Below are 26,269 nucleotides of genomic sequence, written 5' to 3' on the forward strand. Positions count from 1 at the left end.
ACTCAGTCGAGCAGCGCCGACTTCAGGGTGTCGAGCCCGACACCGCCGATGTCGAGCGCCTTCTTGTGGAACGCCTTGATGTCGAATGCCGCGCCCTCGCGACGGGCGTACTCGTCGCGCAACTGCTCCCAGATGCGCTGGCCGATCTTGTACGACGGAGCCTGGCCGGGCCAGCCGAGGTACCGGTTGACCTCGAAGCGCACGAAGCCGTCGTTCATGTTGACGTTCTCGCCGAGGAACTGGAAGGCGTACTCCCCCGTCCACGGGCCGGAGCCGTCCGGCAACTGCTTCTCGAGGTGCACGCCGATGTCGAGGACGACGCGCGCAGCACGCATCCGCTGGCCGTCGAGCATCCCGAGCCTGTCGGCCGGGTCGTCGAGGTAGCCGAGCTGCTCCATGAGGCGCTCTGCGTAGAGCGCCCAGCCCTCGGCGTGACCGGACGTGCCCGCGATGCGGCGCCAGGAGTTGAGCTGCGCCTTGTTGTACGTGGCCTGCGCGATCTGCAGGTGGTGACCGGGGACGCCCTCGTGATAGACCGTGGTCAGCTCGCGCCACGTGTCGAACTCGGTGACGCCCTCCGGCACGCTCCACCACATGCGCCCCGCGCGGGCGAAGTCGTCGCTCGGGCCGGTGTAGTAGATGCCGCCCTCCTGGGTGGGGGCGATCATGCACTCGAGACGACGGATCTGCTGCGGGATGTCGAAGTGCGACTTGCCGAGCTCTTCGATGGCGCGGTCGCTCGTCTCCTGCATCCAGCGCTGCAGGGCATCCGTGCCGTGCAGCTTGCGGCTGGCGTCTCCGTCGAGCAACTCGATGGCCTCCGCCACGGACGCGCCCGGCTTGATCTCGCGCGCGATCGACTCCTGCTCCGCGACCATGCGGGCGAGCTCCTCGATGCCCCACTCGTACGTCTCGTCGAGGTCGACCGTTGCGCCGAGGAAGCTGCGGGAGGCGAGCGCGTAGAGCTCGCGCCCGACCGCGTCCTTCTCTGGAGCGTGCTCGGCCAGCTCGTCTTTCAGGAACCCGGCCAGTTTGGCGTACGCCGCCGCCGACTCCTTCGCACCCGCCGCGAGGTCGGACGAGAGCGACGCGGGAAGCTCCGCGTCGCCCGCCGTCGCCCCAGCCGTGAACTCGAAGAAGAAGCCGTTCTCTGCGACCTGCTTGTTCGCCTGCGCGAGCACCTCGCGCACCTGGCGGATGGCGGGGACGTTGCCGCTCGCGATGCCGCTGCGCAGGGTCTCGATGTAGCCGTCCATCGCCGCGGGAAGGTTGTGCAGACGCTTCGCGACGTTGGCCCAGTCCTCTTCCGTGTCGGTCGGGGCCAGGTCGAAGATGTCGCGCAGCTCCTGGGCGGGAGAGGCGATCACGTTGAGGTCGCGCTGGTTGAATCCGGCCTCGTGCTTCTCGACGGTGAGCTGCAGGTCGCGCGTCAGATCCATCTTCGTGACCCTGTCGATGTCGTCGACCGGCTCAGCCGCCTGGATCTTGGCCAGGGTCTCCCTGACCTTGCCGACCGCCTCCTCGGCTCCTGCCGGGGAATAGTCGGCGTACTCGCCCTCGCGGCCGGGTCGGCCGAGCCAGACGTGGAACTCCGGGTACAACTCGAGTTGGGTGTCCACCCACTCCTCGGCGATCGTGTCGACCGGAGTGGGCGTGCGGTTTTCTTCTGTCATACCTCGACCCTATTGCGGCGGATCGCCTCCGCACCATGCCCCGAACACGAGATGCCGATAACGGTCGCGACACGCCGAGGGCGCACGACAGTTACCGGCATCTCGCCGTTGCGGGTGGCGACTAGTGGGCCGCTGCGTCCCAGTTGGGGCCGCGACCGACCTGCACGTCGAGCGGCACGCGGAGGTCGACGGCGTGCGTCATCCTGTCCCGGACGATGGCCTCGAGTGCGTCCCACTCGCCGGATGCGACCTCGAAGATCAGTTCGTCGTGCACCTGGAGGAGCATCCGGGAGCTGAGCTTCTGGTCGATGATGTCGCCGGCGATCCCGAGCATGGCGATCTTCATGATGTCGGCCGCCGAACCCTGGATGGGCGCGTTCAGCGCGGCACGCTCCGCGTTGTCGCGGAGGACGCGGTTGGTGCTGGTGAGGTCGGCGAACGGACGGCGGCGGCCGAAGATGGTCTCGGTGTATCCGTCGACGCGCGCCTGCTCGACCACATTGCGCAGGTAGTCGCGCACGTTGCCGAAGCGCTCGAAGTAGTCGCTCATGAGCTGGCGGGCCTCCGCCGTCTCGATGCGGAGCTGCTTCGACAGGCCGAACGCGCTGAGCCCGTACGCGAGGCCGTACGACATCGCCTTGACCTTGGAGCGCATCGTGGAGGTGACCTCCTCCGGCGTCACACCGAAGATACGGGCGCCGACGAAGCGGTGCAGGTCTTCCCCCGCGTTGAACGCCTCGATCAGGCCGGGGTCTTCGGACAGGTGCGCCATGATGCGCATCTCGATCTGCGAGTAGTCGGCGGTGAGCAGCGTCTCGAACTCCTCGCCGCTGCGGATCGCCGAGCGGATCTCGCGACCCTCCTCCGTGCGGACGGGGATGTTCTGCAGGTTCGGGTCGTTGGACGAGATGCGGCCCGTGCTGGTGCCTGTCTGGTCGTAGGTGGTGTGGATGCGGCCGTCCGGCTCGACGGCGCGCTCCAGCGTCTCCACGATCTGCTTGAGCTTCGTCGCATCCCTGTGCTGCAGCAGCAGGCCGAGGAAGGGGTGCGGATTCTTCTCCTGCAGGTCGGCCAGCGACGCGGCATCGGTGGAGAAGCCGGTCTTGGTGGAGCGGGTCTTCGGCATCTGCAGCTCGTCGAACAGCACCTGCTGCAACTGCTTGGGCGAACCGAGATTGACCTCGTGGCCGATCTCCGCATACGCCCTGGCGGCGTAGTCGTTGGCCTTGTCGGTGAGCTCACCGCGCAGGCGCGCGAGCACATCGCTGTCGATGCTGACGCCGTTCAGCTCCATCTCGGCGAGCACGGCCACCAGTGGCAGTTCGATGTCGTCGAGCACGGCGCGGGTGCCATCGTCGAGGGCGATCATCTGCGCCTCGGCCACGCGCCGCATGTACCAGGCCTCCGTGGCGGGACTGACCGCATCCGTGAGCGCCACGAGCTGATTGGGGTCGGACACCGGCAGCGTCTCCCCCAGCACCTCGTAGACCTGTTCTGCGAGCGACTGCGCTGCAGCACCCGGACGCACGAGCCAGGAGGCGATGCTCGTGTCGAAGGCGAGGCCGTCGACGATCAGGCCGGCGCGGCTCATCGCCTTGAACTGCGGCTTGGCGCGGAAGAAGTACTTGGGCGCGCTGCCGGCGAACCACTCCTCGAGCGCCTGGTAGTCCTTGCGGCCCGCCGCCCACGGCACATAGACCGTGTCGTCGTCCGCCGCGAGCCCGAAACCGGTGATGCCACCCGGCCCGAGCTCGACCTGCACACCGACGGCCTTATCGTCTGCCGACGCCTTGGTCAGCCAGTTCGCCAGCTCTTCGTCCACCATCGTGCGCACGGGAGGGATCTCGATGGCGCCGGTCTCGACGGCGGCGCTGAAACCGGAGGAGCCGTCGAGCTGGCCCTCCTCCGCCGCCGTCTTGAGCAGGCGGTCGAGCAGCGTCTTGAACTGCAGTTTGGCGAAGATGTCGCGCACCGCATTCTCGTTGAGCGGGCGGCGCTCCAGGTCGGCGGGGCCGACGGGGAGCTCGACGTCGGTGAGGAGCTTGTTGAGGCGCCGGTTGCGCAGAGCGTTCTCCTGCTGGTCGCGCAGGTTCTGGCCGACGACGCCCTTGATCTCGTCCGCGTGCGCGACGATGCTCTCGACGGTGCCGTACTGCTGCACCCACTTGACGGCCGTCTTCTCGCCGACCTTGTCGATGCCGATCAGGTTGTCGCTCGTCTCGCCGACGAGGGCGGCGATCTCCGGGTACTGGTGCGGCTCGATGCCGTAGCGCTCGCGCACGGCCGCGGGGTCGTAGACCTTCAGTTCGGAGACGCCGCGCACGTTCGGGTAGAGCAGCGTCACGTCGTCGTTGACGAGCTGGATGGTGTCGCGGTCACCCGAGACGATGAGCACGCGGTAGCCCTCCGCTGCGCCCTTGGCCGACAGGGTGGCCAGAATGTCGTCCGCCTCGAAGTCCTCCTTGGCGATGGTGGTGATGTTCATCGCGTGCAGGGCTTCTTCGAGCAGCGGGATCTGGCCGACGAACTCCGACGGGGTCTCTCCGCGGGTGCCCTTGTACTCCGGGTACTCGCGCGTGCGGAACGAGTATCGCGAGATGTCGAAGGCGACGGCGATGTGCGTCGGACGCTGCTGCGACAGCAGGTTGATGAGCATCGCAATGAAGCCGTGGATGGCGTTCGTGTGCTGGCCGTCGCGGTTGACGAAGCTGTCCACCGGGAGGGCGTAGAAGGCCCGGAATGCCAGCGAATGGCCGTCGATGATCAGGAGGGTAGGCTTTTCGGAGTCTGACACCAGGACAGCCTACAAGGCACCTGCGACACCCAGACTCCCCGACCGATGAAGGTGAGAAAGGCCGCCGATGACCGAGGACGCGCTCGCATACGTCAACCAGAGAGGACTCGGCAAACTGGCCGAGAAGATGGGGATCGAGATCCTCGAATTCACCATCGAACGGGCCGTGGCCAGGATGCCCGTCGAGGGCAACCAGCAGCCGGCCGACCTCCTCCACGGCGGTGCGTACGTTGTGCTCGGCGAGTCCCTCGGGTCGATGTCGGCCAACCTGCACGCCGGCGCCGACCGGCTCGCGGTCGGGATCGAGATCAACGCGACGCACACCCGCTCCGCGACGAGCGGCTATGTGACCGGCGTGTGCACCCCCATCCACTTGGGGCGCACCCTCACCACGCACGAGATCGCCGTCACCGACGAACAGGGCCGCCGCTGCTCGACCATCCGGATCACGAATCTGATCAAGGATCGCTGAGGCGCAGCCAGAAATGCGGAAAGCGCGGCCCGGATTCCTCCCGGCCGCGCTTCTGCTCTGTCTGGGTGTTACTTCTTGGGCGCGAGCTGTTCGATGATCGCCTGGGCGACATCGTGCATGGTGAGGCGGCGGTCCATCGACGCCTTCTGGATCCAGCGGAACGCCTCCGGCTCGGTGAGGCCCATCTTCTCGTTGAGCAGGCCCTTGGCGCGGTCGACGAGCTTGCGGGTCTCGAAGCGCTCGACCATGTCGGACACCTCGGCTTCGAGGGCGATGATCTGGGCGTAGCGCGCGAGTGCGATCTCGATCGCGGGGAGCAGGTCGTTCGGGGTGAACGGCTTGACGACGTACGCGAGCGCGCCGGCCTCGGTCGCGCGCTCGACGAGCTCCTTCTGGCTGAACGCGGTGAGGAGCACGACGGGGGCGATGTGGCCCTTGGAGAGGCGCTCGGCCGCGGAGATGCCGTCGAGCTGGGGCATCTTGACGTCCATGATCACCAGGTCGGGGCGCAGCTCGGTGGCGAGCGCGACGGCGGTCTCGCCGTCTCCGGCCTCGCCGACGACCTCGAATCCGTTGTCCCGGAGGATCTCGACGATGTCGAGCCGGATGAGGGATTCGTCTTCGGCGACGACGACGCGCCGTGGTGCGGTGGGAGTTGCTTCCTGGTCAGTCACGGACAAAAGCCTACGGTATTGTTCAGGTGTTGTTGTGCGCCGGTGTGGCGGAATGGCAGACGCGGAGCACTCAAAATGCTTTGTCCGAGAGGGCGTGTGGGTTCGAGTCCCACCACCGGCACAACCAGAATCCCCGGCGATTCCTGTCCCCCAATGTGGGCCTGTCAGCGCGTGTGGGGTGTGCCCCGGCCGATACTGAATTAGTCTGCGTGGGACCGCACCGACAGGCGGTCAGGGGAGAAACAACCATGCGTTCCAGGCTCAAGGTCGGCCTCGCCACGACCTTCACACTCGTGACGGCGGTCGGTCTCGTCGTGGCTGGAGCACAGCTCCCCGCCACCGCGGCACCCGAGCCGACGTCGCCTCCTGCACCCACATCCACCTCGACTTCGGCCCCGGATGCGTCGCCGAGCGCGACTCCGACGGCCGACCCGTCCGCCACGCCGACACCGTCGACGTCACCCGCCCCCACCCCTGCACCGGATGCGAGCGCCCCCGCAGCGCCCGACGCCACCGCAGCAGCGCCCGACGCCACCGTCGGCGCCGACCCGACGCTCGCCGAGATGAACCAGACCGGCAACCACACGATGGGCTCGACCTTCTCGCTCAGCGGAGCGGCGGCCGACGCGGCCTCCGGGAACAACGCGGCGAGCCAGTCCAAGGCCCGCGCGTTCAGTTCGGCGGCCACCACTTTCCCGCCCGGTGTCCGCGGTCTCGACGTCAGCGGCTGGCAGACGAACATCAACTGGAACCAGGTCTGGGCGGACGGCGGTCGCTTCGCGTACATCAAGGCCACGGAGTCGCTCGACTACAAGAGCAGCCAGTTCTCCAGTCAGTACAGCGGCGCATACAACGTCGGCATCATCCGCGGCGCGTACCACTTCGCCACGCCGAACACCTCGTCGGGCGCAGCGCAGGCCCGCTACTTCGTGCAGAACGGCGGCGGCTGGTCCGCCGACGGCCGCACTCTTCCCCCGCTGCTCGACATCGAGTTCAACCCGTACGGCGGCAGCAACACCTGCTGGGGGCTCAGCGCGCCGCAGATGGTCGCCTGGGTCGCCGACTTCGTGAACACGGTCACTTCGATGACCGGCATCGCCCCCGCGATCTACACCAACACCAACTGGTGGAACCTCTGCACCGGCGGGAGCGCGGCATTCGGCGCATACCCGCTCTTCGTCGCCAACTACTCCAACATCAGCACCCCTCCGCTTCCGCCAGGGTGGGGCGCGTACACGATCTGGCAGTTCGCGAACGGCGTCGGCCCGTTCCCCGGCGACCAGGACGTCTTCAACGGGTCGATGAACGACCTGCAGGCGTTCGCCCTCGGCAACCGGCTCGCCGGGTCGGACGCGTTCGGCACCAGTGCTGCGCTCTCGTCCACCTTCTCCCCCGGCGTGCCCGTGGCGTACGTCGCGTCCGGCTACAACTATGCGGATGCACTGGCGGGCGGCCCGGCGGCCGGTAAGCAGAAGGGACCGGTGCTGCTCGTCCAGCCGTACGGCGTTCCCGATGTGATCGCCACCGAGCTGAAACGTCTGAGACCGGCGCGCATCGTGGTGCTCGGCGGCCCGACGGCGGTGTCGGACGCCACGGTGTCGGCGCTCGGCGCGTACACCTCTGGCGGCGTGACCCGGCTGGCAGGCTCCGACCGGTTCGAGACCAGCGTCGCCGTCTCGAAGAGCGCGTTCGGGGCGAACCCGTCGGTGGCGTACATCGCGACGGGGATGAACTTCCCCGACGCCCTGACCGGCGCATCCGTTGCCGCAGGCACAGCACACAGCGGCCCGTTGCTGCTGGTGACGAGCGTGAGCATCCCGCCCAGCGTCTCCACCGAACTGCAGCGCCTGCGGCCGGGCAGGATCGTGGTGCTGGGAGGCACCGACGCGATCAACGCCTCCGTCATGTCGCAGCTCTCGTCGTACACGTCCGGCTCTGTCACGCGGATCTCCGGCGACGACCGCTACATCACCAGCGCCTCGGTCTCCCAGGCGAACTTCTCGCCCGGCGTCGCGGCGGCGTACGTCGCGGTCGGCACCAACTTCCCTGATGCGCTCTCCGGCGCACCGGTGGCCGGCATCGCGAACGCTCCGGTGCTGCTCACCCAGTCCACGGCCATCCCGCAGTCGATCGCCGCTGAACTGAGCCGCCTCAAGCCGAAGAAGGTCGTCATCCTGGGCGGCACCGCGGCCGTCAGCGCGGCGGTGGCGGCGCAGCTCAACGGCTACGTGGTCAAGTAGCCTGGCGGGCCGGACTCACAGCGCGCGCACCCGGTTGTTCCGGGCGTCGTGCGTGAGTTCGGCCAGGCCGAGGGCTTCCAGGAGCGGCGGGAGGTACATCCCGAACCGTCCGCGGTAGCCCGCGCGCAGGCCGTACCAGCCGCCGACGGGATTGCTTTCCGAGCGTCCCCACGCTTCGACCGTTCCCTCGGCGGCGGTCTTCTGCTCGTCGGCCGCGCCGAGCGGCACCCAGTCGCCCTGCTCGCGCAGCCAGGCGGCGAGGTCGTCGATGGCGCTCAGGTGATACCGCAGCGTCGTGGAGCCGACCTGGCAGACCAGCGCGGGCGGGTCAGCCTCCTCGTCGCGCCACATGCTGTACTCGCTCGATCCCGGCGCCGTTCTCAGCACCCACGGATCTGCCTTCGTTCCGTCGCTCATCTGCTCAGTATGGCGCTAGATGCGGGCGCCGACCACGGTGGCGGCGAAACGCCTGGCGCGCTCGGCGAGCCCGGCGATCCTGTCGGCGACGACCGCCTCCGCATCGAATCCGACATACGCCGGAGGCGGCGTCCTGCGCACGTTCTCGCTGCACTCGAAACCGCCGCAGAGCATGGTGCCGACCGTGTCGCCGTTGCGTCCGGCCTGACCGGCCCTGCGCGCGACATAGAGATAGACGTCGCGCGTCACGTGCACATCCTGGCACCAGCCGCACATCGACGGCGCGTGCGACCGCATCGACGCGTCGGACGCCCGCAGCACGATGCCGACCGGCCCGTTCTCCGTCGGCACGACCACGTAGCCGCGCTGCGGGATGCGGGGGTCGCGCCAGCCGAGGTACTCGCGCCTCGACCAGTCCACTTCGTGCATCCCCGGCGGCAGCGGCAACTCCGCCGCCTCGCTCCTCGAACAGTTGACGAACGACTCCCGGATCTGCTCCTGGGTCAGTGTCTCCATGCGCACCTCCGAATTCCATGCTCGCACAGCTTGACCCTGACCCCGAGGTCACGGTCTAGCCTCGCCGCATGACTACACTCAACGCCGTCACAGACGCCACATTCCCGGATGCGGTGCTCGCAGCATCCGGGACCACCATCGTCGAGTTCTGGGCGGAGTGGTGCGGCCCGTGCCGCGCGCTCGGCCCGATCCTCGAACAGCTCGCCACCGAGCACGCCGACCGCATCAGCATCGTGAAGATCAACGCGGACGAGAACCCGCAGTCCTCCGCCACCTACCGGGCGATGGCGCTGCCGGTGATGAAGGTGTTCCAGAACGGCGAGGTGGTGAAGACGATCGTCGGCGCGAAGCCGAAGCCCGCGCTGGAGTTCGAGCTGGCGCCGTATCTCACGTGAGGTCGTCGAACGCCCCGCTCACCCAGCCGATGTAGCGCTCCGCCGACCGGAGCACCGCATCCCTGGCATCCACCGGCACCACGTTGCCGAGGTTGCCGTAGAGCCGGTCGAACGGGAGCGCGCACACGCGGTCGGCCGTCCGCCGCACCACGGCGGCCGACAGCGGCAGGTCGTTCGGGTAGCTGCGCATGAACGTCACCCAGCGCTGCGACGGCCCGGGGAAGACGGTGTCGCCGGAGAGCACCACCCCACGGTCCCAGTGGACGACCGAACTCCCGGGGAAGTGGCCGCCGATGGTGCGCAGGGTGACGCCGGGCAGCACCTCCTCGTCTCCCGTCCAGTCCCGGATGCACGGCTCGTCCCGCTGCACCCAGCCCCGGTCGGCCGCGTTGACCAGCACGGGCGGGTCGCCGAGCATCCGGGACCAGCAGGTCTGAGCGCCGAACATGTGCGGGTGACTGGTCGCGATGACCGCGACGCCGCCGAGGTCCTGCACGGCAGCAGCAGCGGCTTCGTCGACGTAGCCGGTCGGGTCCCAGAGCAGGTTTCCCTCCGGCGTGCGCAGCAGGACGCTCTGCTGGCCGATGCCCACCTTCGGCTGGGAGCGCAGCGCGAAGAGGTCGGGCTCCAGCTCGGCGATGGTGACGCGCTCGCCTGCCCGCTGCAACGCCTGCAGCGACGTCCATTCCTGTCCGCCGGGTGGGACGTACTGCCGTTCGTCCTCGCAGATCGGGCATGACGCGGGATGCGCATCCCCCGCCGGATACTCCACAGCGCACGCAGCGCACAACCAGTCGACCACGCTGCGACGATACGCCGCAGCGCGCACGGCGGAATAGTCCCGCTGGCGGAATAGCCGGAGCGACGGCATCATTGACACCACTGTGAAACGCATCGGATTCCTCTCCTTCGGCCACTGGCAGCCGATCCCCGGCTCCGTCTCCCGCACGGCCGCCGACGCCCTGCTGCAGACCATCGAACTGGCCGTCGCGGCGGAGGAGGTCGGCGCGGACGGCGCGTTCGTGCGTGTGCACCACTTCGCCAGGCAGCTCGCCTCCCCGTTCCCGCTGCTCGCGGCGATCGGCGCGCGGACCAAGCGCATCGAGATCGGCACCGGCGTGATCGACATGCGCTACGAGAACCCGCTGTACATGGCGGAGGACGCCGCGGCGGCCGACCTGATCAGCGGCGGCAGGCTGCAGCTCGGGGTGAGCCGCGGATCACCCGAGACAGCGGTGCGCGGCTACGAGTCGTTCGGCTATGTGCCGGCCGACGACGAGTCGGACGCCGACATGGCGCGACGCCACACCGAGGTGTTCCGTGCGGCCGTCGCCGGGGCGGGAGTCGCGATGTCGAACCCGCAGATGACGGGCGTGTCGCAGCCGCTTCCGATCGAACCGCGCTCCCCCGGACTCGACGAGCGCATCTGGTGGGGTGCCGGCAGCAGGGCGACCGCGGTCTGGACGGCGGAGCAGGGCATGAACCTGATGAGCTCCACGCTGCTCACCGAGGACACGGGTGTGCCGTTCGACCAGCTTCAGGCCGAGCAGATCCGGATGTTCCGCGACACCTGGCGGGATGCGGGCCACGAGCGCGAACCGCGCGTCTCGGTGAGCCGCAGCATCATCCCGATCATCGACGACGAGACGCGCCGCTACTTCGGCGCCCGCGGCGTGGCCGAGTCGCAGGACCAGGTCGGCCATCTGGACGGCGGACTCGCCCGCTTCGGCAGGAGCTTCGTCGGCGAGCCGGACGTGATCGCGGCAGAGCTGGCGGCCGACGAGGCGGTGCGAGCGGCGGACACCGTGCTGGTGACGGTGCCGAACCAGCTCGGAGTGGACTTCAACGCGCGCATCCTGGAATCGCTGGTCAAGGATGTCGCACCGGCCGCCGGCTGGCGGTGACCGGCTGTGCTCGGCGGTTCCTGGCGTGACTGAGCGGACGGCCATCATCCCGCGACGCACGCCGGAGTCGCGCGCCGTGGTCGAGCGCGTTCAGGCGGTGCTCGACCTGACCTCGCGGCTCAACGTGCTCCCGTACTCCGACGCGGAGGGACGCACGGCGCTGCTGAGCGCCATCCTCGGCAGGCCGCTGCCCGCCGAGGTGACGATCTACCCGCCGTTCTACTGCGATCACGGCCTGGCGATCAGCTTCGGTGCGAACGTGTTCGTCAACCAGAACTGCTCGTTCTACGACATCGGCGGCATCACCATCGGCGACCGCACGATGATCGGCCCCGGCGTGACGCTGAGCACAGCCGGGCATCCGGTCGCCCCTGATGCGCGGTACGACGGCATCACGACCGCGCCCATCGTGATCGAGGAGGACGTCTGGATCGGCGCGAACGTCACGGTCGCGCCGGGTGTCACCATCGGCCGCGGCGCGGTGATCGGAGCGGGAGCGGTGATCGCAAAGGATGTGGCGGCGAACACCGTGGTGACGAGCGGGAGCCAGGTGGTGCGGAAGACGCTCTAGTCGCTCAGAGCTCCTGCCTCCTGAACACCGCTGCCGCCGCCCACACGGCCACCACGGCCGCCCCGAGCGACACGAGCACGGGCCACAGCACCGCGTCGGTCGCTGTACCGGCCGCCAGAGTGGATGCGCGGCCCAGCAGCCCGCCGGGCGACCAGTCGGCCACCGGGCGCCAGACCGCCGCGACCGAGATCACGACGAACAGCCCGAGGCCGAGCCCTGCCGCGCCGGCGGCCGACGGGATGAGGACCGAGAACAGGGTCATCAGCGCCAGGTAGAACACTGCGAGCACGAGCCAGACAAGCGCCGACGACCAGAGCGGGCCGCCTGGAGCGTCGCCGAACACGAGCGCGGTCACGCCCCAGGTCACCAGCGTGCCCGCCGCGAGCAGCAGCGTGAGGTACAGGATGTTCACCACCGCCTTCACCACGACGAACGCGACCCGCGATACTGGCTTCGTCAGCACCAGCACGGCCGTGCCGCTGCGCCGCTCGCCGGAGACGATCCCGCCGTAGATGATGATCAGCGCGAAGACGCCGATCTGGCCGAGGTTCTTGATCCACTGGCCGTACGCGTCGGCGGCGGTCGGCGTCGGCAGGCGGAGCGAGGAGAACTGGTCGCCGGCAACGGCCGACAGCAGTTCGGGGGTGTACTTCGCGATGAGCGGCCCTGTCACCGCGAACAGCAGCAGGATCGCCGGCAGCACGAACACCCGCCAGGTGCGGAGGATCTCGAACGTCTCCTTGCGCGCGAACACCAGTGCGGAGCGCATCAGCTCGCCTCCCCGACCAGCTCGACGAAGACGTCCTCGAGGGTGAGCTCGCCCGCCTCCAGCCGGATCAGCCCCGCGTTTCGGGAGGCGACCAGCGACGGCAGCTCGTGCTGCGCGGCGGTCGCGTCCGATACCAGCACGTCGATGACGCCCGCACTGTCCCGCGACACCGTGGTCGCCCACGGCCGCACCCCGATGAGCGCGGCAAGCGCGTCCGCGTCGGCGGTCTCGGTGACCTCCAGCACGATCCGGTGTCCGCCGTGCCGCGCCCGCAGCGCCTGCATCGACGACTGCGCCAGCACCCGCCCGCGGTTCAGGACGGCGACGGTGTCGCAGACCCGCTCGACATCGCTCAGGATGTGCGAGGAGAAGAAGATCGTCGCCCGCCCGCGGAGCGCATCCAGCATGTCGAGCACATCCTTGCGGCCGATCGGGTCGAGCGCGCTCGTCGGCTCGTCGAGCAGGAGCAGCCGCGGGGCGTTGATGAGGGCCTGCGCTATCCCCAGCCGCTGCTTCATCCCGCGGGAGTATCCGCCGATCCTGGTGGTCACTCCCCCGAGCCCAGCCGTGTCCAGCAGCATCGCGGTCCGCTGTCTCAGGATGCGGTGCTCGAGTCCGAACAGGCCGCCGACGAACCCCATGAACTCGGGCGCCGTCATCCAGTCGTAGAACGCTGGGACGTCCGGCAGGAATCCGACCTGAGCGCGCACCGCATTGCCCGCGGACGCGACGTCCTGGCCGAGCACGCGAACGGTGCCACTGGTCGGACGCGCCAGGCCGGTGATGATCCGCAGCGCGGTGGTCTTGCCAGCGCCATTGGGGCCGAGGAAACCGAAGACGGAGCCCTCGTCGACGCTGAGGTCCACAGCGTCGAGCGCGTGTCTGCCGCCGAACGTCTTGGTCAGGGCGATGGTCTCCAGTGCCGCGCTCATGGCTCCTCCCGATCGCGTTCTCCGTAGAGGGCGTCCGCGACCTCCGCCATGGTCACACGCCCGGGCGGAACCGCCGCTGGCTCCTGCTCTGGCACGGCGCGGAGCCGCCCGACGGCGAAGTACAGGATGGGGCCGATCAGGTTCACGAGCACGATGATCGCGACCCACACCCACTTGTTGCCGAACGCCACGCGCTCCCGAGGTCGCCGCACCAGCGAGACGAGGGCGACGACGGCCAGCGTCACCTCGGCGATCAGCACGATGCCCAGGATGACGAGGACGGCGGGCGGCAGGGACCCGAGGTCCAGATCCGGCTTCATCGTGCATCCCCTCGTCGTATTGTTCTCGTCGGCGAGAACATTATCACGAGCGAGAACGCGAGTCATAGACTACGAGGATGAACAGCTCGGAACTCCTCCTGCACCCGGTGCGCCTCCGCATCGTGCAGGCGTTCCTCGGCGACCGCGCCCTCACCACCGCCCAGCTCGCCGGGGAGCTCTCGGACGTGCCCACCGCCTCCCTCTACCGCCACGTCTCGCTGCTGACCACGGCGGGCGTGCTGGAGGTGGTCGGCGAACGACGGGTGCGCGGCGGCGTCGAGCGCACTCTCGCCCTGCGGGTGGATGCGGCGCGCGTCAGCCCGGACGAACTCGCCACACTGACGGTCGAACAGCACGCGGCCATGTTCCGCGCGTTCGTCGCCGCCCTGCTGAACACGTTCGACCAGTACCTCAACGCAGGCTCCCCCGACCTCGTCGCCGACGGCGCCGGCTACAGCATGAACGGCCTCTGGCTGACCGACGCCGAGTTCGCCCAGCTCGCTCAGGAGCTCGGCAATGTCTACCAGGCGCGCGCGGCGAACGGCCCAGGCGACGGCCGCACCCTCCGGATGTTCGCGAGCGTCGTCGTGCCAGGCGCGACCGCAGATGTACCCCGGACTGAGGGTTAACGTCCCCCGGGCCGCCTGCGACAATGGACGTGCTGCACACCCGAAATGGCAGCGCAATCGTCAATCGGCGACGCTGAAAGGGGTGTGCGTGCGGTTCTCAGGTGCGAGGTCGGTCATGGCCGGTGCAGGGTTCGCGGTTCTCGCGGCCGCCGTGCTGGCGCCGACAGCCGCGAACGCCGTATCCAACGTCTCGGAGGGCTCGTCGCCGTCCGCGATCACCAGTGTCTGGGCGTGGGGCAACCCCGTCGACCCCACGACGGATGCGCGCGGCCTCGGCCAGCAGCAGTTCCAGCCGGATGCACTGGCCGCCTTCGCGAGCGAGCACCACCTGACCACCGTCTACCTCTCGGTGCCGTGGGCGCCGCAGGAGGGCGCGTTCGCGACCTGGCTGCCCCAGGCGGTCGACGCACTGCACGCAGCGGGCGTCACCACCGTCTCCGCTCTCGGCGGCGACCCGGAGTGGGCGAAGCAGCCGCAGCTCGCGGCGCAGTGGGCGCACGACGCGCTCGCCACCGCCGACTTCGACGCGATCCAGTTCGATGTCGAACCGTGGGCAGCGAGCGGCGGCGAGCCGGACCTCGGCGTCATCGTCCCCCAGTTGAACGCGATGTTCGACGCGGCATCCGCGGTCGCGGAGGGCACGCCGATCGGGGCCGATCTGCCCTGGTGGCTCGCGGCGAAGAGCTACGGGGGTTCGACGGCGTTCGACAGCCTGCTCGGTCACGTCGACACCGTGGCGATCGTCGCGTTCTCCGACCATGCGGCGGGCGACGACGGCATCGTCGCGCTCGCGCAACCGGCTGCCGCTGCGGCCTCAGCGCATTCCGTGCCGTTCACGATCGGCGTCGAGACCGACACCCCCGCGGTCGCCGGAGGCCCGCAGTACACGTTCGGCGACGACACGGCGGTCGCCCTCGAGACGCAGACAGCGCTCGTGCGACAGCAGCTCTCGGCGATGCCTGGCTACGGCGGCATCACCGCCGAGCACCTGCTCGCCTGGCAGACGCTGATCGCGGGCTGAGCCCGGCCGCAGCCCGCCCGCAGGCCGCCCGCATCCCGCCTGTATCCCGCCAGAGAAGGCTCAGCCGTCCGCAGCGGCGCGCAACGCGGCGATGTCCAGCTTGCCCATGCTCAGCATCGCCTGGATGGCGCGGTTGGCACGCTCAGGGTCCGGGTCGCCGATCAGCGCATCCAGGGCCGACGGCACGATCTGCCAGCTCAGACCCCACCGGTCCGTGAGCCAGCCGCACTGACCGGGTTCCCCGCCGTCGGCGGTGAGCGCATCCCACAGCCGGTCGACCTCTGCCTGGTCGTCGACGGACACCGAGAAGGAGAACGCCTCGGTGAACCGGAACATCGGGCCACCGTTGAGCGCCATCACCTCCACCCCGTCGAGCTCGAACCGCACCCGGGAGACCCCGGCCGCCTGCCCGGGCGCATCCGGCGCGAACCGGCTCACCTCCAGCATCCGCGAGTTGGGGATGACGGAGACGTAGTACTCCGCCGCCTGCTCTGCCTGGTCGTCGAACCAGAGGAAAGGGCTGACCCGTGACATTCGCGCTCCTTTTGTCGGCTGGCGCCCATGCTACCCGCAGGCGGGTAACGTAGCGATGTGTTCACGAGCTACATCGCCATCGGCGACAGTTTCACAGAGGGCGTCGGAGACGAGCTTCCTGACGGCCGCACCCGCGGCTGGGCGGACTTCGTCGCGCTCGGCCTCGCCCAGGCCGCCGCGGCGAACGGCGACCCCGGCAGCGTTCGCTACGCCAACCTCGCCATCCGCGGCCGCAAGCTCAGCCCGCTGATCGCCGAGCAGCTCCCCCCTGCCGTCGCCCAGCGCCCGGAGCTGATCAGCCTGAACGGTGGAGGAAACGACATCATGCGCCCGCGCGTGTCGATCGAAGCGGTCGCGCAGCAACTGGTGGATGCGGCACGCACCGTCACCGACGCCGGCATCCACCTGCTCCTGCTGAGCGGCGCCAACCCGTCGCTGCACCTGCCGATGGGCTCCCTGATGCGCCGCCGCGGCAACGAACTGGACGCGGCCGTGCGCGTGCACCTCCCCCTCGACAGCGTCACCTACGTCGACAACTGGGCGGACGAACGCCTCTGGGACATCCGCTACTGGTCGCAGGACCGCCTGCATCTCAACCCGCTGGGGCACGCGCGCGTCGCCGGCAACGTGCTCACCGCCTTCGGCGTTCCCGTGCCTGCCGAGTGGGGCGTCGAGGAGGTGGCGGCCGGTCCGGCCAGCGCGACCTCGCGGCGCACGGCCGAGTACTACCGGCGCTATGTGCTGCCGTGGGTCGGCAGACGTCTCACCGGGCGCTCGTCCGGCGACGGCCGCACCGCCAAGATCGCCGAGCTCACCGTGGTCGATCCGACGACGATGCCGCCGCTCTGACGCGAGAGCATCAGAGCGGCCGAGCATCCGAGTGGCCTCGCCGCCGCTCCCTCCTCAGTCGTTGTCGCCGCCCGTCGTGTCGAACCTGGTGGTCTTCGTGCCGCCCGCCCAGGCCCACTCGGCGACCTCGGGGATGTCCTCACCGTGCTCGCGGGTGTATTCGCGTGCGGCGATGCGCGCATCCTGCATCTCCTGCCGCAGAGCGCCGTTCCTGGCCGCGAGTCCCGGCACCCTGTCGAGCACGTCGATCACCAGGTGGTACCTGTCGAGGTCGTTGAGCATCACCATGTCGAACGGCGTCGTGGTGGTGCCCTCCTCCTTGTAGCCGCGCACATGCAGGTTGTCATGCCCGGCGCGCCGGTAGGTGAGGCGGTGGATCAGCCACGGGTAGCCGTGGTAGGCGAAGATCACCGGCTTGTCCGTGGTGAACAGCGCGTCGTACTCGCGGTCGTTCAGACCGTGCGGGTGCTCGCCCTCGCTCTGCAACCGCATCAGGTCGACAACGTTGACCACGCGCACCTTCAGCGACGGGATGCGGTCCCGCAGGATCGAGGCGGCGGCCAGCACTTCCAGGGTCGGGATGTCACCCGCGCAGCCGAGGACCACATCCGGTTCCTCCCCCGCCTGCTCTGTGCCGGCCCAGTCGAAGATGCCGATGCCGCGCGTGCAGTGCGCGATGGCCTCCTCCATCGTCAGCCAGTTGGGCGCCGGCTGCTTGCCCGCCACCACGACGTTCACGTAGTCGACGGAGCGCAGGCAGTGATCGTACGTCGACAGCAGCGTGTTCGCGTCGAACGGCAGGTACACCCTCACCACGTCGGCCTTCTTGTTGACGACGTGGTCGATGAAACCGGGGTCCTGGTGCGACGCCCCGTTATGATCCTGGCGCCAGACGTGCGAGCTGAGCAGGTAGTTCAGCGACGCAACCGGTCGTCGCCAGGCGATCTGCCTGGACGACTTGAGCCACTTGGCGTGCTGGTTGAACATCGAGTCGACGATGTGGATGAACGCCTCATAGGAGGTGATGACGCCGTGCCGTCCGGTGAGCAGATAGCCCTCCAGCCAGCCCTGGCACTGGTGCTCGCTCAGCATCTCCATCACGCGGCCGGAGGGGACGAGGTGGTTGTCGGAGTCGATCGGCCAGTACTCGGCGTTCCACTGCTTCCCTGTCACGTCGTACACGGCCTGCAACCGGTTGGATGCGGTCTCGTCCGGCCCGAACAGGCGGAAGTCGCGCGGATTGGCCGCCATCACATCCCGGAACCACTCGCCGAGCACCTTCGTGGCCTCGGCGACGGTCTCGCCGGGGGACGGAACATCCACTGCGTAGTCGCGGAAGTCGGGCAGCCGCAGGTCGCGGCGCAGCAGGCCGCCGTTGGCGACCGGGTTGGCGCTCATCCTCTTGTCGCCCTCTGGTGCGAGCGCGGTCACCAGCGCGACGGGAGCGCCGGACTCGTCGAACAGTTCCTCCGGCCGGTACGACGCCATCCAGCTCTCCAGCAGGCGCGTGTGCGCCTCGGTGTCCCTGGCGTCGGCGAGCGGCACCTGGTGCGAACGCCAGTTGTTCTCGGCCGGATGCCCGTCGATCTCCTTCGGGCAGGTCCAGCCCTTGGGGGTGCGGAGGATGAGCATCGGCCAGGCGGGGCGCTCTGTCAGTTCGCCGTCCGCCGCCGCCTTCTTGATCCCGGCGATCTGGTCGAGGATGGTGTCCATCGTCTCCGCCATCCGCTCGTGCACCAGGCGCGGGTCTTCGCCGTCGAAGCCGCCGGAGACGAGGTACGGCGTGTACCCGTAGCCGCGCATCAGCTCGAACAGCTCGCTCTCCGGGATGCGCGCGAGCACGGTCGGATTGGCGATCTTGTACCCGTTGAGGTGCAGGATCGGCAGCACGACGCCGTCGTTCACGGGGTCGAGGAATTTGTTCGAGTGCCAGGCCGTTGCGAGCGGCCCCGTCTCCGCCTCGCCGTCGCCGACCACGGCGGCGACCAGCAGCTCCGGGTTGTCGAAGGCGGCCCCGTACGCGTGGGAGAGCGCGTAGCCGAGCTCGCCGCCCTCGTGGATCGACCCCGGAGTCTCCGGCGCGGCGTGGCTGGGGATGCCGCCGGGGAACGAGAACTGCCGGAACAGCCTGCGCATCCCGTCGACGCTCCGATCGATGGCGCTGTACGTCTCGCTGTACGTCCCGTCCAGGTACGCGCTGGCGACGACGCCCGGCCCTCCGTGACCGGGTCCGGCGACGAAGATCGTGTCCAGGTCGCGCTCCTGGATCACCCGGTTGAGGTGCGCGTAGATGAAGTTGAGGCCGGGCGTGGTGCCCCAGTGGCCGAGCAGCCGCGGTTTGATATGGTCGCGCGAGAGCGGCTCGCGCAGCAGCGAGTTGTCGAGCAGGTAGATCTGCCCGACCGAGAGGTAGTTGGCGGCTCGCCACCACGCATCCAATCGGTCGAGAGTCTCGGGAGTGAGCGTGGCGGTCGATGTTGTCACAGGATTCCTTCCCCTCGTTCGGCATCCTACGTTGGCTCCGCTCCGAACAACAGGCATGGACACCACGGCCGTCGCCACCTCCCTCACCAGCTCCACCGTCGCCACCGCGATCGGCGCCGTCGCCGTGCGGCACACGCCGCGGGAGTCGCACACGGCCACGATCCTGCTGCACGGCGCGGCCGGTTCCTGGACCACCTGGAGGGCGGCCATCGCGGCGGCGGAATCCGGCGGCTCCGTGGCCGACCTCGTCGTGCCTGACCTTCCGGGCTGGGGCGACTCCCCCGTCGCCGATCTGACCAGGCTCGACGCCGCCAGCATCGCGGATGCGGTCGCCGAGGTCGCCCGCGCCCTCGGCTACACCAGGTGGCGTCTGGTCGGCCACTCGCTCGGCGGCTTCATCGCCCTGGAGCTCGCCGTGCGCGAGCCGGCGGCGACGGTGTCCGTCGTGCTGGTCTCCGCCACGACCTTCGGCGGACGCGGCGATCGCCTCGGCCCTTCCGGGCGGCTCCTGCACTACGCGCCGCTGATGTTCCTCACGGCCGGAATCCGGATGCTCGCGGCGCTCGGCCCTCTCGCCGCGCGCTTCGTGCACGCCATCGACCGCGCCGGACTGCTCACCCTGCTCGCCGCTCCGCTGTTCACAGTCGTCGACCGGCAGGCGGTGCACGAGCTGGCGCACGACCTGCGGCCCGGCGCGTTCCTGCGGGCCATGCAGTGCGCGGCGACGTACCCGGCGGCGGAACGCTGGGCGCGCATCCACTGCCCGGTGTTCGCGCTGCACGGCGACAGGGACGTCTTCGTGGCCCGCGACGACGACGCCAGGCTGGCCGCGATCATCCCGGACTTCCGCGCCGTGGTCGTGCCGGCCACCGGCCACTTCGGGCACGTCGAGCACCCGACGATCCTGGCCGGGGCGTTGCACGCGCGCTAGCCTGGCAGGCATGTCAGAGCAGACCATCAGCGTCGAGTCGGTCGGTCCAGAGACGTGGGACGAGCTCCGCGCGGTGTTCGGGGAGCGCGGGGACGCATCCGGATGCTGGTGCCAGTGGTTCAAGCTCACCGGAGCCCAGTTCCACGATGCGTCCCGGGAACGCAAGGCGGAGCTGCTGCACGCGAGCGTCGAAGCCGGGTCTCCCGGTGTGATCGCACGGCTCGGTGACGAGCCGGTCGGCTGGGCGGCCGTCGAACCGTTCAGCGCGTACCCGGCTCTCCGGCGCTCGCCGATCACGAAACGTCAGCCGGGCGACCCGGACGACCCGTGGGCTGTCACCTGCTTCGTGGTTCGCCTCGACCACCGCAAGCGCGGCGTCGCCCGCGAACTGCTCGCCGGAGCCGTCGATCACGCCGCCGCGCGCGGCGCGGAGGTCGTGGAAGGCTATCCCGTCGACCCCGGCGTGCGCCCGTCGCTCACCGCGGCCGAGCGCTACCACGGCACCGTCTCGCTCTTCGCGTCCGCCGGTTTCGACATCGTGCGCCGGCCGTCGGCCACGCGCGCCATCATGCGGCGTCTGCTGGTCACCTGATCCTCCAATGAGTGGTCCCGAATTGCCGCGCGGCCTGACGCGCGCACGGCAATTCGGGACCACTCGTTTTGGTCAGCCCCTAAGCTCGTCTGGTGAGCTCGAAACGCGACCGCCTGATCGGCGCAGGAACCCAGGTCGCCACCGAGGTCAGCATCAACTTCGGCTCGTCGGTCGCCGGGCTGCTCATCCCGATCGTCGGGTCGGTCGTCGTCGTGGCGGTGCGCCAGATCATCACCGCCATCGCCGTGCTGCCGTTCTACCGGCCGAAGCGGGCGGAACTCACCTGGCGGAGGCTCTGGCCGGCCATCGCGCTCGGCGTCGTGCTTGCGACGATGAACCTCAGCTTCTACGAGGCGGTCGGGCGGCTCGGGCTCGGCATCGCGGCGACCATCGAGTTCCTCGGCCCGTTCGCACTCGCACTCGCCGGCTCCCGCCGGATCGTGGACGTGATCTGCGCCCTGTTCGCCGCCGGAGGCGTCGTGCTGCTCACCAGCGCAGAGGGCACCATCGACCCGCTGGGCGTCGTGCTCGCCCTCACGGCGGCCGCGAGCTGGGCGGCGTACATCCTGCTGACCCGCCGCGTCGCCACCCGCCTGCCCGGGCTCGAAGGGCTGAGCGTCGCGAGCGTCGTCGCCACGATCATCCTGCTGCCGATCGCGCTCCTCGTCGTCGACTACAGCCGCATCGACTGGACCGTGATCGGGATGCTCGTCGCCGCCGGCGTGCTGTCGTCCGCCATCCCGTACAGCCTCGACACCTTCATCCTGCGCCGGATCACCCCGCGGCTCTACGCGATCATCACGAGCCTCGGGCCCGCTATCGCCACGCTGTTCGGCGTGCTCGTGCTGCACGAGCGGTTCACCGGTGTGCAACTGCTCGGGATCGCCGTGGTCTGCGTCGCCGCCGGGGTCACCATCGCCACGCAGCGCGACCACCCGAAGTCGGACCTGGAGTCGACCGCGGAAGCGATCCCTTAGGCGAACAGGTCGTCGCTCCGGCCGGTCGGGTTCAGGACAGGCCGGTCGGGTTCAGGACAGGATGTCCTTCGTCGTGAAGCGTCCGATCGCCAGCGCCCCGAAGACCGCGACGTAGCCGAGCTGCAGCAGCGCATTGCTGCCGAACGAGTCCCACGACACCGGATCGCGCAGGAAGTCGGCGAATCCGAACCAGTAGTGGCTGAACAGCCAGGGATGCAGCGCGTCCAACTGCGGAAGCTGGTCCAGCACCTGCGAGACGACAGAGAGCACGATCGTCGCCGCCATCGCGCCGACCGGCACGTCGGTGAGCGTCGAGAAGAACAGGCCGATCGCGCACAGTCCGAGGAGCGACACGACGACGTACGCGCCGATCAGCAGCAGCCGCAGGAACGCCTCCCCCGCCCCCACCTGGCTGCCGGACAGCAGCGTCACCGGCCCGACGGGGAACAGGATCGCGCCGATCGCCGAACCGGCCGCGATCACCACCGCCGTCCCCGCGATGCAGAACGCAGCGGCCCCCGCGTACTTGACCGCGAGCAGCCGCAGACGCCCGGCCGGGGCGATCACCAGGTAGCGCAGGGTGCCGTGGCCGGCCTCTCCGGCGATGGTGTCCCCGGCCACGACACCGACGGTGAGCGGCAGGAACAGCGGCACGCACACCACGAGAGCCGTGAAGCCGACGAACAGCCCGTTGGCCGTGATCTGGTCGAGGAACGCCGGACCGCGCCCGGCTCTCGACCCTCCGGTGATGCGCACGGCGACGGCGATCAGGATGGGGATGGCCGCCAGCGCGGCGAGCATCGCCCAGGTGCGCCAGCGGCGGAACAGCACGGACAGCTCCGACCACAGCAGTGACCACCCGGCCGATGGATGCGGCGCGTGCGTCACTCCCTCACTGCTCGACATCGAAGCCCTCCCCGGTGAGCTCCACGAACCGCTCCTCCAGCGTCGCGCCGTGCACGCCGAAGCCGCGCACCCGCACCCCGGCGGCGACGAGGGCGGCCACGATCTCCTCCGCAACCGGCGCCGGTTCGGGGAGGGGCGCATCCAGCACCCCGTCCGTCGCGGTCGCCGGGGCGATGCCGAGGTGGGTGAGGACGGTGGCCGCCTCCCGCGCATCCGGTGTCTCGACGCGGACCCGCGGGCCCGTCGCTCCGCGCAGCTCGTCGAGGGAGCCCTGAGCCACCAGCCGTCCCGTGCGCATGATGGCGGCGTGGGTGCAGATCTGCTCGATCTCGGCCAGCAGGTGGCTGGAGACGAACACCGTCCTGCCTTCGTCGGCCAGGGAGCGCACCAGCGAGCGCACCTCCCTGGTGCCCTGCGGGTCGAGGCCGTTCGTCGGCTCGTCCAGGACGAGCAGGTCGCGGTCGGTGAGCAGCGCACCCGCGATCCCGAGCCGCTGCTTCATCCCGAGCGAGTACGCACGCACGTTCTTGCCTGCGGCGTGCGTGAGACCCACCCTGTCCAGCGCGGCGGCGACCCGTTCGCGGCGGGTGGCGGATGGCGCGTACCGGTCGGCGGAGTCGCGGCGGACGAGGTTCGCGAATCCCGAGAGGTATGGCGCGAACGCCGGACCCTCGACCAGCGCACCGACGCGCGGCAGCACGGTGGCCCCGCGGTCCGGCATCGGCTGCCCGAACAGGCGGATCTCCCCCGCCGACGCGGAAACGAGGCCCAGCAGCATCCGGATGGTCGTGGTCTTGCCTGACCCGTTCGGCCCGAGGAAACCGAACACCGACCCGCGCGGCACGCTCAGGTCGATGCCGTCGACCGCGGCGCGGGAGCCGAAGCGTTTGGTGAGGCCGCTCGTCGTGATGGCGGCGGCTGCGTCCGTCACCGAGCGGCGGCCTGCAGGGCGGACACCGGCACGGCTCCGGCGAAGACGCGTCCGTCGTCGGTCACCAGCACCGACACGAGCGTGGTGCTGAACGCGCGGCCGCCATCGACGGCGGTGGTGAGCTGGGCGAAGAGCGGAGACGACGTCAGGTCGGCCGGAACGGAGCCCGCCGGCACGCTCACGATGGCGTCCCAGCCGCTGCCGGTGACGGTCGGCTTCTGACGCGTTCCCGCCTGCGCCTTCTTCTCGCCGACGCCGGACGTCGACTGCTCGGTGACCGTCGCGCCCGCCGGGGGCGTGAACGCGAACACGCTCGCGGACGGCGTCGCCGTGCTGAAGTCGCTGAACCCGACCTCGAACGCCGGTGTGCTCTGGCCGCGCGCATCCACCTGCACCCGCAGCGGGATGCCCGTGGTGCCGTCGACCGCGATCGACACCGACCCGACCAGGGTCGCGTCGGTCTTCGGCGTGAGGACCAGGTCGTACGCGTCGCGTCCGGCGACCTTCACCGGGTCGCCCAGGGTGACGGACGTGCTGGGGTCGACCGCGGTGAGGAACCGCTGCGCGAGCTGGGAGGGGGTGGTCGCAGCTCCCGTGGTCGCATCCGGGTCCGGCTGCCTGTTGTCCGGGGACTTCACGGCCGACCGGTCAGGCAGGGTCACGTGCGTGACCTTCTTGCCTGTGGAGGTGTAAAGCCAGACGTCGGAGCCGTTGCGGATCACGTCTCGCTCCGCAAGCTGGTCGAGCACCTGCACTCGCTGTTTGGCCGGCCCGTCGACATAGACCTTCGCCGTGTGGTCGCCGGTCAGGAGCTCGATGATGCTCGCTGCGTCGCCCGTGCCCGAACCGGAACCTGCGCTAGAGCCCGGCCCCGTCGACGGGATCGACGGCAAGCCGAGCTCAGAGCTCTGCTCGACCGTGCCGGAGAACGCCTTCACGTCGCTCGCCGCGACGAGGCTCAGCACCTCGTCCGGGGTCTTGGACGGAAGATCCGCCGCCCCGGCCGCGAGCGGCGCGACGATCGCACCCGCCGCGATGGCGACGGGCACAACAGCAGCGGGGAGCCAGCGAACCCAACGGCGTTTCATGCCTTCGAGACTACGCCTGTGGCGGTGCGTCGAACCCTCCGGGATGCTGCGAACTCCGTGGGAACCGGCCGCCGCGCATCCCGGAGGTGACGACCGGAAGTGACGAGCGTAGACGACGAACGGCCCCCGCACACCGCGGGGGCCGTTCGCACATCCGGTCGTCTTAGAGGACGTCTCCGACCCTGTGGACGCGGATGTCGTTGGTGGTGCCGGGGATTCCGGGAGGGGAACCGGAGATGATGATGACCTTGTCACCGTTCTCCGCGCGCCCGGTCGACTTCAGGGCCTCATCCACCTGTGCGACCATCTGGTCGGTGTGGGTGACGCGCGAGACGACGAACGACTCGACGCCCCAGTTGAGCGACATGCGACGACGCACCGACTCCTCCGGCGTGAACGCCAGGATCGGGATCTTGTTGCGCAGGCGCGACATGCGACGGGCGGACTCTCCCGACTCGGTGAAGACGCAGAGGTACTTGGCCTCGACGAAGTCGGCGACCTCGACCGCGGCGAGGGTGATCGCTCCGCTCTGGGTGCGCGGGCGGGTGCCGAGCGGCTGGATGCGGTCGAGACCGTGCTCCTCCGTCGACTCCACGATGCGCGCCATGGTCTGCACGGTGATGACCGGGTACTCGCCGACGCTGGTCTCGCCGCTGAGCATGACCGCGTCCGCGCCGTCGAGGACGGCGTTGGCGACGTCGGAGGTCTCCGCGCGGGTCGGGACAGGGCTGGAGATCATCGACTCGAGCATCTGCGTCGCGACGATGACCGGCTTGGCTGCGCGGCGAGCGAGCTCGACGGCGCGCTTCTGCACGATCGGCACGGCCTCCAGCGGCAGCTCGACACCCAGGTCGCCGCGGGCGACCATGATCGCGTCGAACGCCTCGATGATGCCCTCGAGGTTGTCGACGGCCTGCGGCTTCTCGATCTTGGCGACGACGGGGAGCTTGCGGCCCTCCTCCGCCATGATCTCGTGCACGCGATCGATGTCGGCGGCGTTCCGCACGAACGACAGCGCGATGAGGTCTGCGCCGAGCTTGAGGCCCCAGCGGAGATCCGCTTCGTCCTTCTCGGACAGCGCAGGCACGTTCACGGCGACGCCGGGAAGGTTGATGCCCTTGTTGTTGGACACCGGGCCGGCCACGATGACCTTGGTGGTCACGACGGTTCCGTCGGACTCGAGCACCTGCACGCGGACCTTGCCGTCGTCGATCAGGAGGAAGTCGCCCGGCTTGACGTCCTGGGGAAGCCCCTTGAACGTGGTCGAGGAGATCTCCTTGGTGCCGATGATGTCCTCGGTGGTGATCTTGAAGATGTCGCCTTCGGCGAGGTCGTATGGACCTGCCTCGAACTTGCCGAGGCGGATCTTCGGGCCCTGCAGGTCGACCAGCACGGCGACCGGCTTGCCTGCGTCGTCTGCCGCCTTGCGCACGTTGGCGTAAACGCCTTCGTGGACGTCGTAGCTTCCGTGGCTCAGGTTCATCCTGGCCACGTCAACACCCGCGTCGATGATCGCGCGGATGTTGTCATAGCTCGATGTCGCAGGCCCGAGGGTCGCGACGATTTTCGCCCTTCTCATACTTTTACTTGCTCCGTGATTCTGCGCCCCTGACGGCGCTCGATTCGGTGATGACGCCCGCGGGGTGCCGG

26 protein-coding genes and 1 tRNA gene are annotated in these 26,269 nt (G+C 69.4%); 12 read left to right on the forward strand and 15 right to left on the reverse strand.

Going from position 1 to position 26,269, the window contains the following annotated elements; all coding sequences use genetic code 11:
* Positions 1-2: 2 nt before the first annotated feature.
* The gene (locus ACYVGI_RS07555; RefSeq protein ID WP_460632010.1) at positions 3-1,673 is read right to left on the reverse strand and encodes a DUF885 domain-containing protein; all 1,671 of its coding nucleotides are present in this window, start codon (positions 1,671-1,673) and stop codon (positions 3-5) included.
* Between the two features lie 121 nt (positions 1,674-1,794).
* Positions 1,795-4,467, reverse strand: coding sequence for a DNA polymerase I (polA, locus tag ACYVGI_RS07560; RefSeq protein ID WP_460632011.1), 2,673 nt, complete (start codon positions 4,465-4,467; stop codon positions 1,795-1,797).
* Positions 4,468-4,534: 67 nt separating this feature from the next.
* On the opposite strand from polA, the gene ACYVGI_RS07565 reads away from it, so the two are divergent.
* The gene (locus tag ACYVGI_RS07565; RefSeq protein WP_085367686.1) at positions 4,535-4,939 is read left to right on the forward strand and encodes a hotdog fold thioesterase; all 405 of its coding nucleotides are present in this window, start codon (positions 4,535-4,537) and stop codon (positions 4,937-4,939) included.
* Between the two features lie 68 nt (positions 4,940-5,007).
* On the opposite strand, the gene ACYVGI_RS07570 is transcribed toward ACYVGI_RS07565, so the two are convergent.
* Positions 5,008-5,613 (reverse strand): ANTAR domain-containing response regulator, encoded by a 606-nt coding sequence (locus tag ACYVGI_RS07570; protein WP_055894059.1) that lies wholly within the window; start codon positions 5,611-5,613, stop codon positions 5,008-5,010.
* A 38-nt stretch (positions 5,614-5,651) separates the two neighbouring features.
* Here ACYVGI_RS07570 and ACYVGI_RS07575 point away from each other — a divergent pair.
* Positions 5,652-5,734 (forward strand) — tRNA-Leu (locus ACYVGI_RS07575).
* A 127-nt stretch (positions 5,735-5,861) separates the two neighbouring features.
* Positions 5,862-7,853, forward strand: a complete 1,992-nt coding sequence (locus tag ACYVGI_RS07580; RefSeq protein ID WP_460632012.1) for a cell wall-binding repeat-containing protein — start codon at positions 5,862-5,864, stop codon at positions 7,851-7,853.
* Positions 7,854-7,868: 15 nt separating this feature from the next.
* On the opposite strand, the gene ACYVGI_RS07585 is transcribed toward ACYVGI_RS07580, so the two are convergent.
* Together ACYVGI_RS07585 and ACYVGI_RS07590 are read right to left on the reverse strand one after the other, a co-directional pair.
* Positions 7,869-8,270: a DUF6855 family protein gene (locus tag ACYVGI_RS07585; protein WP_460632013.1), complete on the reverse strand. Its 402-nt coding sequence runs from the start codon at positions 8,268-8,270 to the stop codon at positions 7,869-7,871.
* Positions 8,271-8,285: 15 nt separating this feature from the next.
* Positions 8,286-8,786: an FBP domain-containing protein gene (locus ACYVGI_RS07590; RefSeq protein WP_460632014.1), complete on the reverse strand. Its 501-nt coding sequence runs from the start codon at positions 8,784-8,786 to the stop codon at positions 8,286-8,288.
* Between the two features lie 68 nt (positions 8,787-8,854).
* Here ACYVGI_RS07590 and ACYVGI_RS07595 point away from each other — a divergent pair, with 68 nt between their 5' ends.
* Complete coding sequence (locus tag ACYVGI_RS07595) at positions 8,855-9,181, forward strand: thioredoxin family protein (protein ID WP_460632015.1); 327 nt, start codon at positions 8,855-8,857, stop codon at positions 9,179-9,181.
* Here the strand turns inward: ACYVGI_RS07595 and ACYVGI_RS07600 are convergent.
* Entirely contained in the window at positions 9,174-9,983 is an 810-nt protein-coding gene (locus ACYVGI_RS07600; protein WP_460632016.1) for an MBL fold metallo-hydrolase, read from the reverse strand. The genes ACYVGI_RS07595 and ACYVGI_RS07600 overlap by 8 nt on opposite strands.
* 82 nt (positions 9,984-10,065) lie before the next feature.
* Between ACYVGI_RS07600 and ACYVGI_RS07605 the strand changes: the two genes are divergently transcribed.
* The gene (locus ACYVGI_RS07605; RefSeq protein WP_460632017.1) at positions 10,066-11,085 is read left to right on the forward strand and encodes an LLM class flavin-dependent oxidoreductase; all 1,020 of its coding nucleotides are present in this window, start codon (positions 10,066-10,068) and stop codon (positions 11,083-11,085) included.
* 25 nt (positions 11,086-11,110) lie between these two features.
* Complete coding sequence (locus ACYVGI_RS07610; RefSeq protein ID WP_460632018.1) at positions 11,111-11,656, forward strand: sugar O-acetyltransferase; 546 nt, start codon at positions 11,111-11,113, stop codon at positions 11,654-11,656.
* Positions 11,657-11,660: 4 nt separating this feature from the next.
* On the opposite strand, the gene ACYVGI_RS07615 is transcribed toward ACYVGI_RS07610, so the two are convergent.
* Genes ACYVGI_RS07615 through ACYVGI_RS07625 form a run of 3 tightly spaced genes read right to left on the reverse strand, consistent with a single transcriptional unit; the run spans position 11,661 to position 13,677 of the window.
* Positions 11,661-12,425, reverse strand: coding sequence for an ABC transporter permease (locus ACYVGI_RS07615; RefSeq protein ID WP_460632019.1), 765 nt, complete (start codon positions 12,423-12,425; stop codon positions 11,661-11,663).
* Complete coding sequence (locus ACYVGI_RS07620) at positions 12,425-13,357, reverse strand: ABC transporter ATP-binding protein (protein ID WP_460632020.1); 933 nt, start codon at positions 13,355-13,357, stop codon at positions 12,425-12,427. The genes ACYVGI_RS07615 and ACYVGI_RS07620 overlap by 1 nt, the downstream gene beginning before the upstream one ends.
* Positions 13,354-13,677: a PLD nuclease N-terminal domain-containing protein gene (locus ACYVGI_RS07625; RefSeq protein ID WP_460632021.1), complete on the reverse strand. Its 324-nt coding sequence runs from the start codon at positions 13,675-13,677 to the stop codon at positions 13,354-13,356. The genes ACYVGI_RS07620 and ACYVGI_RS07625 overlap by 4 nt, the downstream gene beginning before the upstream one ends.
* A 77-nt stretch (positions 13,678-13,754) precedes the next feature.
* Here ACYVGI_RS07625 and ACYVGI_RS07630 point away from each other — a divergent pair, with 77 nt between their 5' ends.
* Positions 13,755-14,306 (forward strand): helix-turn-helix domain-containing protein, encoded by a 552-nt coding sequence (locus ACYVGI_RS07630; protein WP_460632022.1) that lies wholly within the window; start codon positions 13,755-13,757, stop codon positions 14,304-14,306.
* Positions 14,307-14,421: 115 nt separating this feature from the next.
* On the forward strand, positions 14,422-15,327 hold the full coding sequence (locus ACYVGI_RS07635; RefSeq protein WP_460632023.1) for a hypothetical protein: 906 nt from the start codon (positions 14,422-14,424) through the stop codon (positions 15,325-15,327).
* Between the two features lie 60 nt (positions 15,328-15,387).
* On the opposite strand, the gene ACYVGI_RS07640 is transcribed toward ACYVGI_RS07635, so the two are convergent.
* Entirely contained in the window at positions 15,388-15,861 is a 474-nt protein-coding gene (locus ACYVGI_RS07640; RefSeq protein WP_460632024.1) for a VOC family protein, read from the reverse strand.
* A 57-nt stretch (positions 15,862-15,918) separates the two neighbouring features.
* Between ACYVGI_RS07640 and ACYVGI_RS07645 the strand changes: the two genes are divergently transcribed.
* Entirely contained in the window at positions 15,919-16,710 is a 792-nt protein-coding gene (locus tag ACYVGI_RS07645; protein ID WP_460632025.1) for an SGNH/GDSL hydrolase family protein, read from the forward strand.
* A 54-nt stretch (positions 16,711-16,764) separates the two neighbouring features.
* On the opposite strand, the gene ACYVGI_RS07650 is transcribed toward ACYVGI_RS07645, so the two are convergent.
* The gene (locus tag ACYVGI_RS07650; RefSeq protein ID WP_460632026.1) at positions 16,765-19,194 is read right to left on the reverse strand and encodes a phosphoketolase family protein; all 2,430 of its coding nucleotides are present in this window, start codon (positions 19,192-19,194) and stop codon (positions 16,765-16,767) included.
* A gap of 55 nt (positions 19,195-19,249) precedes the next feature.
* On the opposite strand from ACYVGI_RS07650, the gene ACYVGI_RS07655 reads away from it, so the two are divergent.
* The 3 genes from ACYVGI_RS07655 (at position 19,250) to ACYVGI_RS07665 (ending at position 21,694) form a co-directional block, all read left to right on the forward strand.
* Positions 19,250-20,125, forward strand: a complete 876-nt coding sequence (locus ACYVGI_RS07655) for an alpha/beta fold hydrolase (RefSeq protein WP_460632027.1) — start codon at positions 19,250-19,252, stop codon at positions 20,123-20,125.
* Positions 20,126-20,135: 10 nt separating this feature from the next.
* The gene (locus ACYVGI_RS07660; RefSeq protein ID WP_460632028.1) at positions 20,136-20,717 is read left to right on the forward strand and encodes a GNAT family N-acetyltransferase; all 582 of its coding nucleotides are present in this window, start codon (positions 20,136-20,138) and stop codon (positions 20,715-20,717) included.
* 92 nt (positions 20,718-20,809) lie between these two features.
* On the forward strand, positions 20,810-21,694 hold the full coding sequence (locus tag ACYVGI_RS07665) for an EamA family transporter (RefSeq protein WP_460632029.1): 885 nt from the start codon (positions 20,810-20,812) through the stop codon (positions 21,692-21,694).
* 51 nt (positions 21,695-21,745) lie between these two features.
* On the opposite strand, the gene ACYVGI_RS07670 is transcribed toward ACYVGI_RS07665, so the two are convergent.
* The 4 genes from ACYVGI_RS07670 to pyk all read right to left on the reverse strand — a co-directional run bounded on the left by ACYVGI_RS07670 (position 21,746) and on the right by pyk (position 26,198).
* Positions 21,746-22,600 (reverse strand): ABC transporter permease, encoded by an 855-nt coding sequence (locus ACYVGI_RS07670; RefSeq protein ID WP_460632030.1) that lies wholly within the window; start codon positions 22,598-22,600, stop codon positions 21,746-21,748.
* Positions 22,587-23,531 (reverse strand): ABC transporter ATP-binding protein, encoded by a 945-nt coding sequence (locus ACYVGI_RS07675; RefSeq protein WP_460632031.1) that lies wholly within the window; start codon positions 23,529-23,531, stop codon positions 22,587-22,589. The genes ACYVGI_RS07670 and ACYVGI_RS07675 overlap by 14 nt, the downstream gene beginning before the upstream one ends.
* Positions 23,528-24,619 carry a LolA family protein gene (locus ACYVGI_RS07680; protein ID WP_460632032.1) on the reverse strand — a complete coding sequence of 364 codons (1,092 nt, stop codon included), beginning with the start codon at positions 24,617-24,619 and terminating at the stop codon, positions 23,528-23,530. Before ACYVGI_RS07680 ends, ACYVGI_RS07675 begins: the two co-directional genes overlap by 4 nt.
* 163 nt (positions 24,620-24,782) lie before the next feature.
* Entirely contained in the window at positions 24,783-26,198 is a 1,416-nt protein-coding gene (pyk, locus tag ACYVGI_RS07685; RefSeq protein WP_460632033.1) for a pyruvate kinase, read from the reverse strand.
* Between the last annotated feature and the right edge of the window lie 71 nt (positions 26,199-26,269).

Source organism: Leifsonia lichenia, assembly GCF_054780215.1.

Bases quoted from the DNA above. Each gene is read 5' to 3' on its own strand.
- ACYVGI_RS07625 (WP_460632021.1), bottom strand. From the start codon at position 13,677: ATGAAGCCGGATCTGGACCTCGGGTCCCTGCCGCCCGCCGTCCTCGTC.
- ACYVGI_RS07630 (WP_460632022.1), top strand. From the start codon at position 13,755: ATGAACAGCTCGGAACTCCTCCTGCACCCGGTGCGCCTCCGCATCGTG.
- ACYVGI_RS07590 (WP_460632014.1), bottom strand. From the start codon at position 8,786: ATGGAGACACTGACCCAGGAGCAGATCCGGGAGTCGTTCGTCAACTGT.
- ACYVGI_RS07670 (WP_460632030.1), bottom strand. From the start codon at position 22,600: ATGTCGAGCAGTGAGGGAGTGACGCACGCGCCGCATCCATCGGCCGGG.
- ACYVGI_RS07620 (WP_460632020.1), bottom strand. From the start codon at position 13,357: ATGAGCGCGGCACTGGAGACCATCGCCCTGACCAAGACGTTCGGCGGC.
- ACYVGI_RS07660 (WP_460632028.1), top strand. From the start codon at position 20,136: ATGTCAGAGCAGACCATCAGCGTCGAGTCGGTCGGTCCAGAGACGTGG.
- pyk (WP_460632033.1), bottom strand. From the start codon at position 26,198: ATGAGAAGGGCGAAAATCGTCGCGACCCTCGGGCCTGCGACATCGAGC.
- ACYVGI_RS07585 (WP_460632013.1), bottom strand. From the start codon at position 8,270: ATGAGCGACGGAACGAAGGCAGATCCGTGGGTGCTGAGAACGGCGCCG.
- ACYVGI_RS07655 (WP_460632027.1), top strand. From the start codon at position 19,250: ATGGACACCACGGCCGTCGCCACCTCCCTCACCAGCTCCACCGTCGCC.
- ACYVGI_RS07555 (WP_460632010.1), bottom strand. From the start codon at position 1,673: ATGACAGAAGAAAACCGCACGCCCACTCCGGTCGACACGATCGCCGAG.
- ACYVGI_RS07595 (WP_460632015.1), top strand. From the start codon at position 8,855: ATGACTACACTCAACGCCGTCACAGACGCCACATTCCCGGATGCGGTG.
- ACYVGI_RS07580 (WP_460632012.1), top strand. From the start codon at position 5,862: ATGCGTTCCAGGCTCAAGGTCGGCCTCGCCACGACCTTCACACTCGTG.
- ACYVGI_RS07615 (WP_460632019.1), bottom strand. From the start codon at position 12,425: ATGCGCTCCGCACTGGTGTTCGCGCGCAAGGAGACGTTCGAGATCCTC.
- ACYVGI_RS07565 (WP_085367686.1), top strand. From the start codon at position 4,535: ATGACCGAGGACGCGCTCGCATACGTCAACCAGAGAGGACTCGGCAAA.
- ACYVGI_RS07635 (WP_460632023.1), top strand. From the start codon at position 14,422: ATGGCCGGTGCAGGGTTCGCGGTTCTCGCGGCCGCCGTGCTGGCGCCG.
- ACYVGI_RS07680 (WP_460632032.1), bottom strand. From the start codon at position 24,619: ATGAAACGCCGTTGGGTTCGCTGGCTCCCCGCTGCTGTTGTGCCCGTC.
- ACYVGI_RS07640 (WP_460632024.1), bottom strand. From the start codon at position 15,861: ATGTCACGGGTCAGCCCTTTCCTCTGGTTCGACGACCAGGCAGAGCAG.